Genomic DNA, 6,776 nt, shown 5'->3' on the forward strand with positions numbered 1-6,776 from the left:
GGGGGACCGGGAACGGGAGAGGGAGGCGAGCGGGCATGGGGCTGGACCTGACCAGGCTGGAGTACCTGATCGCGGTGGCCGAGGAGGGCAGCATCACCCGTGCCGCGGCCCGGCTGCACCTGTCCCAGCAGGCCCTGTCCACCTCCATCCGGGTCCTGGAGCGCGAGGTCGGCGTCACCCTGCTGGAGCGCACCGCCGGCGGCGTCCGCCTGCTGCCCGCCGGGGCCGCGCTGGTCGAGGACGCCCGGGCGCTGCGCGGCGCGGTGCGCTCCGCCCTGCGGCGCGCCCGCCGTATCGGCCGCGGCGAACGGGAGGTGCTGCGACTGGGCCACACTCCCGCGGTCACCGGGGAGGAGGTCACCGCCCTGCTGCGCCGGGTCGGCGCCACCCACCCCGAGCTGGCCACCGACGTCAGCCCGCGCTACCCGGACGAGCTGGCCGACGCCCTGCTGGCCGGGGACATCGACGTCGGACTGTGCCGGGGCATGACCGCGCCGCACGGGCTGACCCGTACCACCCTGGGCCACCAGCCCCTCAACATCGCGGTCGCCGCCGACCACCCGCTGGCCGCCCGGCCGTCCGTGGCCCTCGCCGAACTCGCCGATCAGCGCTTCGTCGTCTGGGGCCGGCCCGGCCGGTCCGGCTACACCGATCTGCTGCTCGACCACTGCCGCGCCGCCGGATTCGAACCCCGTATCGAACGCACCTCCCTCCAGGGCACCCCGCCCGCCACCGCCGTCATCGGCACCGACCGGCTCGCCTTCGTCACCAGCCCGCCGGGCCCCGCGGCGGGCGGCGCGGTCACCGTCCTCGCCCTCGATCCGCCGCTGCGGGCGCCCCTGCACGCCCTGCACTCGGCCCGGGCCACCGGCCCGGCCACGGAGGCCTTCCTGACCACCGCCACCGTCCTCTGACCGATACCGGGTGCCGCCGGGCCCCGCCGCTCACTCCTCGGCGTCGCGGACCAGCAGGGCGATCCGGACCCGGTTGGCGACCGACAGCTTGCCGAACAGGCTGGTGATGTGCGCCTTGACGGTCGCGACCGAGATGCCCAGCCGCCGGGCGATCTCCGGGTTGCCCAGGCCCTCCGCGATCGCCCGCGCGGTGTCCCGCTCCCGTTCGGTCAGGGCGGCCAACCGCTCCCGGGCGGCCTCGCGTTCGGCCCTGCGGGCATGGGGTGACCGCCGGGCGGTGGCCGCCGCGATCACCCGCGTCGCGGCCTGCGGGGACAGCACCGGATCGCCGCCCGCGACCGCCCGTACCGCGTCCGCGATCCGCGCCGGCGGGGTGTCCTTCAGCACGAAGCCGAGCGCCCCCGCCCGGAGCGCGCCGAGCACCAGATCGTCGGAGTCGAAGGTGGTCAGCATCAGGACCCGCGGAGGCGCGGGCAGCGCCAGCACCGCCTCGGTGGCGCTGAGACCGTCCCGGCCCGGCATCCGCACATCCATCAGCACCACATCCGGCCGCGACTCCCGCACCGCGCGGACCGCGCCGTCCCCGTCGGCCGCCTCGGCGACCACGGTCAGATCGGGCTCGCCGTCCAGGATGAGGCGCAGAGCCACCCGGACCAGCTGCTCGTCGTCCACGACCAGGACCCGCACCGGCTGCCGCTCGCCGTCCACTCAACTGCTCCGCTCGTCAGGGGGTTTCGGCCAGGGCAGCCGCGCGGACAGCAGATACCCGCCGTCGGCCGTGGGGTGGTGGTCGAGCTCCCCGCCGACGAGTTCGACGCGCTCGGCGAGGCCCGGCAGCCCGAAGCCCGAGGCCGCCGCGCCGGTGGCCGCCGCCGTCGCGGGGCCGTTGCGGACCGCGACCCGCAGGTCCCCACCCGGTGCCCCGTCCACCGTCACCCGCACCCAGGCCCCGGGGGCGTGCTTGGCCGCGTTGGTCAGGGCCTCCTGGACGGTCCGGTAGCAGGTGCGCCCGGCCGCCTCGGGCGGCTCCGCCGTCACGGTGGAGGCGTACGTGGCGTCCAGGCCGTATGTCCGGGCCTCCGCCACCAGGGCGGGGACCCGCGCCAGGGAGGGCGGCCGCGGCTCCGGCCCGTCCGGGTCGGCCCGGAGCACCCCCAGGACGTCCCGCAGCTCCTCCAGGGCCTGGTGGGAGCCGTCCACGATGCCCCGGACCAGCACCCGTGCCTCCTCGGCCGCCAGATCGGCGCGGTGGTCCAGCGCCCCGGCCTGCATGGCGACCAGGGAGATCCGGTGGGCCAGCACATCGTGCATCTCGCGGGCGATGCGGTTGCGTTCCAGCGCCCGGGCCCGGTCCGCCCGCGCCCGCTGCTCCCGCTCCGCGCTGTGCGCCCGCTCCCGCAGCGACCGGACCTCGGCCCGGCGCGCCCCGACCGCCGCGCCCGCGGCCACCGCGGCACCCGCCGCCAGACCCTGCATCAGGGTGGGCAGCCAGAACGAACCGGGGGCGCTCGGCAGCGGGTACAGCTCGCCGACGAACAGCGGCGCCACCACGAAGGCCGCCACCACCACCGCGATCTCCGGCGGTCTGCGGCGGGTGGACAACGAGCCCAGCGCCAGCAGCGCGGCCCCGGCGGCGAGGGTGGAGGCGGCCGACGCGACCCCGGTCGAGAGCGCCACGGCGAACGGGAACCGGTGCCGCCAGAGCAGCGCCGCCAGACAGCCGACGGCGATCAGCGGATCGCCGGTGGCCAGCCATGAGCAGGAGTGCGCGGCGCACCCCGGCTCCACCATCGCCGCGGTGACGACCCAGAGCGACGCCCCCACCGCCGCGGCCGCCGCGAACCGCGCCGTCTGCTGCCATGGGCCACGACGTGGCGCGCCACCCGTTCTCATCCGTCGATTATCCCGGCCGCGCCCGGGGGGTGACTCCGCCTCGGGTCGGGTCCGACCCCCGACCCAGGTCGTAGCGGGCCCCGGTCCGCCTCGCCCCCGGTCGAGGGCCGGAGCGGGCCGACAGGCCGACGTACCGGCGGTATGAGCCGCAACAGACTGAGGGCCCACGGACGATGCGGAGGACAACGGATGAAGTACCGCACACCTCTGGCCCTCACCCTCGCGGCGGCCGCCCTGGCCGCGACCGCGGCCGCCCCGTTCCCGGCCCCGGCGGTGGAAGCACCGGCCCCGGCGGTGGAAGCATCGGCCCCCGCCGCGGGAGCATCGGCCCCCGCTACGGGAGCACCGGCCCCCGCCACGGGAGCATCGGAGCCGCTGCGGTGGGGCCCCTGCCCGCAGCCCACCACCTCACCCACGCTGCGATGCGCCACCCTCAAGGTCCCGCTGGACTACCGCCACCCCGGCGGCCGCCGGATCGAGATCGCCCTCTCCCGGCTGCCGAGCGAGAACCCGGCCCAGCGCCGCGGTGTGCTGCTGACCAACCCCGGCGGCCCTGGCGGCCCCGGGCTCGCGCACCCGGCGGACCTCGCCGCCGCGAAGCTCCCCCGCTCGGTGCTGGACGCCTACGACCTCATCGGCTTCGACCCGCGCGGCACCGGCCGCAGCACCCCGGTCACCTGCCATCTCACCCCGGCCCAGCAGCAGCGCGGCGCCTTCCCGGTCTACGCTCGCGGCCCGGCCGACGTCACCCGCGAGGCCTCCTACGCCCGGACCGTCGCCCGGCGGTGCGCCACCTCCAGCACCGCCTGGATGCTGCCGCACACCACGACGGCGAACACCGCCCGCGACATGGACCGCATCCGGGCCGCCCTGGGCGAGAGCACCGTCTCCTACCTCGGGCACTCCTACGGCACCCAGCTCGGCGCGGCCTACGCCACACTGTTCCCCCGGCGCGGCGACCGGATCGTGCTCGACAGCGTGCTGGGCCCCGGCGGCTACGACGTCACCGCCTTCCGGGCCCTCGGACGCGGCATGGAGGACCGCTTCCCCGACTTCGCGGCGTACGCGGCCGCGCACCCCGAGTACGGCCTCGGCTCCACCCCCGCGCGGGTGACCGCCACGTACCACGCGCTCGCCCGGCGGCTGGACGCCAGGCCGGTCGAGGGCGTCGACGGGACGGTCTTCCGCGCTCTGACCTTCCAGGGGCTGTACGTGGACGGGCTGATGCCCGTCCTGGCCAGGACCTGGCAGGGCCTGGCCAAGGGCCGGCTGGAGCCCGGCGTACTGCCGCCGAACCAGGAGAACGCGATGGCCGCCCGCCTCTACGTCCTCTGCGCCGACTCCCGCTGGCCGAGGAAGCTCGGCACCTACCGGCTCAACGTCCTGGTCGACCGCCTCCGCCACCCGCTGATCGGCGCCTCCACGGCGAACATCACCCCCTGCGCCTTCTGGCCGGACCAGCACCGCGAACCGCCGGTGCGGATCAGCGACCGGGGCCCCTCGAACATCCTTCTGGTGCAGAACGAACGGGACCCGGGCACCCCGCTGACGGGCGCTCAGCGGATGCGCCGGGCGCTGGGGGAGCGCGCCCGGATGGTCACCGCAGACCAGGGCGGGCACGGCGTCTACCCCTTCGGACGCAACAGCTGCGCCAACGACGCGGCGACGGCCTTCCTCACCACCGGCCGGCGCCCCGCCGGGGACCTCGCCTGCCCGGCCGAACCCCGCCGCTGACCTGACGTGCCACCCCCCCCGGGGGCCGCTCAGCGGCGGATCTCGCTGCCGGCCCGGGTGTGCCGGTCCTGCTCGGTGGGGCCGTGCCAGTCCAGGCACAGCACGGTCGCGTCGTCCTGCAAGCGGCCCCCGCTGGCCTCCACCACGGCGGCGGCCAGCGCCCGCACCACCTCCCGCGGATGCTCCCCGGCGGTACGGGAGAGCAGCTCCGGCAGTGCCACGGACGCCGCACCGCGGTCCTGGACGCCGTCGGTGTACAGCAGCAGCCGGTCCCCGGGACGCAGGTCGATGTCCTGCACGCGGTAGCGCCCGGCCGCCCGGCCGACCCCGAAGGGCAGGTCGACCCGCAGCCGCACCTCCTCCGCCCGGCCCTCGCGCAGCCGCAGCGGCCAGGGGTGGCCGGCGTTGACCAGCTGCGCGCCGCCGCCGTCCAGGCCGATGCAGAGCAACTGCCCGGTGGCCAGGGCACCGCCGCCGTGCTCCTTGAGCGCCCGGTGGATCTGCTCGGCCTGGTCGCCGAGGCCCATCCCGGCCCGCCGGGCACCGCGGGCGGCGTTGACCAGCAAGGTGGCCAGCAGCGCCGAGCGGGTGTCATGGCCCATGGCGTCGGTGACGGACAGATGCAGGGTGTGCTGGTCGAGGCTGTAGTCGTAGGTGTCACCGCCGACGTCGTCGGCCGGCAGCAGGGCCCCCGCGAGGGCGAACTGCGCCGCCTCGCAGGACGGGGCGGACGGCAGCAGCTGGTGCTGGATCTCCGCGGCCAGGCTGAAGGGGGTGGTACGGCGGTGGAAGTGGTACAGGTCGGTGAAGCGCCGGTCGGTCACCACGATGTACGCCAGCGCGTGCGCCGCGTCGCCCACCTGCCGCAGCATCTCCTCGGTGACGTTCTCCAGACGCAGCTCCAGCAGGCCGATGGTGTCGCCGCGGTTGGTGACCGGCGCGACCACCCACTCCTCGCCGGCCCCGCCCGTGCGCCGGCTGATCCGCTGGGTGCGCAGCACCTCGTCGTAGACGCTGCCCGCCAGTCCCATCGCCTTCCCGTCGTCCGATTCCCCGGGTGCGGCGGTGGCCTCGCTGACGCGCACCACCCGCTGCCCGACGACATCGGGGAAGAGGAAGGACACCTGGCGGGCGGCGAACCGCTCGCGCAGATGGCCGGCCACCACGTCCAGCGACCGCACCGGCGCCGCGTTCTCGGCGGCGTCCAGGATCTGCGCCAGGGTTTCTCGACTGTGTGACATCGCCTCTCCGCAACTCGTACGCGGGCCCCGTACGCGCTCGCGGAAGGGCTCGGCACGTACGCCGGACACGTGCTACCGGACCATACCCAGCGGATCACCGCCATGCGCCGCGTAGGCTCGGCCCCGTGACTCCCGAGACGCTGCGGCACGGCCGCTACCTCAGCCTCACCACCTTCCGCAAGGACGGCACGGGCGTCGCCACCCCCGTCTGGTACGCGGTGGACGGCGACGACATCCTCGTCTGGACCAACTCCGACTCCTGGAAGGTCAAGCGGCTCCGCCGCGACCAGCGGGTGATCGTCGCCCCCTGCGACATGCGCGGCAATGTGGCCGACGACGCCCCGCGCGCCGAGGGCACCGCCCGGCTGCTGGACACCGACGAGCTGAAGCGGGTGCGCACGCTGCTGTCCCGCAAGTACAGCTGGCAGTTCTGGCTGATCGACGCCCCGGCCACGCTCTTCCGGCGCGGCAAGCGCCCGCACACCGGAATCGCGGTGCGGCTCACGGCGGAAAAGCAGCCGTAGCCCAGGCGTAACACGCCCGCGGTCCAATGCCTCCGACCAGTTCCGCCAGTTCCGTCGAAGGCCGGGAGCGCGCGTGTCGGACCCTCAACTCACCACCGGAGCCGCTGAGTCGGCGGCGTTACTCCACCGTCTCACCGGGCTGCTCGATCCTGCGGACGGCTGGTACGGGGTCTTCGCCGAGCGCGACCCGGACGGTCTGCGCGCCTGCCTGGACGGCGCCGAGATCCCGCCCTGGGACGTGGTCGAGGCGCTGCTGTACGACCTGGCGGTGCGGTACGGGCCACAGGCCGCGGAGCGGGAACGCCCCCGCGCCGCCGCCGTGCACGCCGCCGCCGCGGCGGCCCACGACCGCCGCCCGGGTGGCCGGACGGCCCTGTGGCGAAGCCAAAGGCCCCGGCGTTGGCCACGTTCGCCTTGGCGGCGACCAGCTGGGGCCGCTGGTAGAGCGGGATGGAGCCGGCGGTGGCCCA

The 6,776-nt window shown here is 75.8% G+C and carries 6 protein-coding genes and 1 pseudogene; 4 read left to right on the forward strand and 3 right to left on the reverse strand.

Annotated features, from left to right (window positions below; genetic code table 11):
- The first annotated feature begins 35 nt into the window (after positions 1–35).
- Entirely contained in the window at positions 36–914 is an 879-nt protein-coding gene (locus tag ABZ945_RS13185; protein WP_361267750.1) for a LysR substrate-binding domain-containing protein, read from the forward strand.
- 30 nt (positions 915–944) lie between these two features.
- Here the strand turns inward: ABZ945_RS13185 and ABZ945_RS13190 are convergent, their stop codons facing one another.
- Together ABZ945_RS13190 and ABZ945_RS13195 are read right to left on the reverse strand one after the other, a co-directional pair.
- Positions 945–1,622 carry a response regulator transcription factor gene (locus ABZ945_RS13190; RefSeq protein ID WP_361267752.1) on the reverse strand — a complete coding sequence of 226 codons (678 nt, stop codon included), beginning with the start codon at positions 1,620–1,622 and terminating at the stop codon, positions 945–947.
- Positions 1,623–2,807, reverse strand: a complete 1,185-nt coding sequence (locus ABZ945_RS13195) for a histidine kinase (RefSeq protein ID WP_361267754.1) — start codon at positions 2,805–2,807, stop codon at positions 1,623–1,625.
- 189 nt (positions 2,808–2,996) lie between these two features.
- Here ABZ945_RS13195 and ABZ945_RS13200 point away from each other — a divergent pair, with 189 nt between their 5' ends.
- Positions 2,997–4,541, forward strand: coding sequence for an alpha/beta hydrolase (locus tag ABZ945_RS13200; RefSeq protein WP_361267756.1), 1,545 nt, complete (start codon positions 2,997–2,999; stop codon positions 4,539–4,541).
- Between the two features lie 29 nt (positions 4,542–4,570).
- On the opposite strand, the gene ABZ945_RS13205 is transcribed toward ABZ945_RS13200, so the two are convergent.
- Positions 4,571–5,782, reverse strand: coding sequence for a PP2C family protein-serine/threonine phosphatase (locus ABZ945_RS13205; RefSeq protein WP_361267758.1), 1,212 nt, complete (start codon positions 5,780–5,782; stop codon positions 4,571–4,573).
- Positions 5,783–5,907: 125 nt separating this feature from the next.
- On the opposite strand from ABZ945_RS13205, the gene ABZ945_RS13210 reads away from it, so the two are divergent.
- Positions 5,908–6,306 carry a PPOX class F420-dependent oxidoreductase gene (locus ABZ945_RS13210; protein ID WP_361267760.1) on the forward strand — a complete coding sequence of 133 codons (399 nt, stop codon included), beginning with the start codon at positions 5,908–5,910 and terminating at the stop codon, positions 6,304–6,306.
- Positions 6,307–6,445: 139 nt separating this feature from the next.
- Positions 6,446–6,682: pseudogene (locus ABZ945_RS13215) on the forward strand (hypothetical protein); the annotation flags it as partial.
- Between the last annotated feature and the right edge of the window lie 94 nt (positions 6,683–6,776).

This window comes from Streptomyces sp. NPDC046887, assembly GCF_040644755.1.
GTDB lineage: Bacteria > Actinomycetota > Actinomycetes > Streptomycetales > Streptomycetaceae > Streptomyces > Streptomyces lichenis.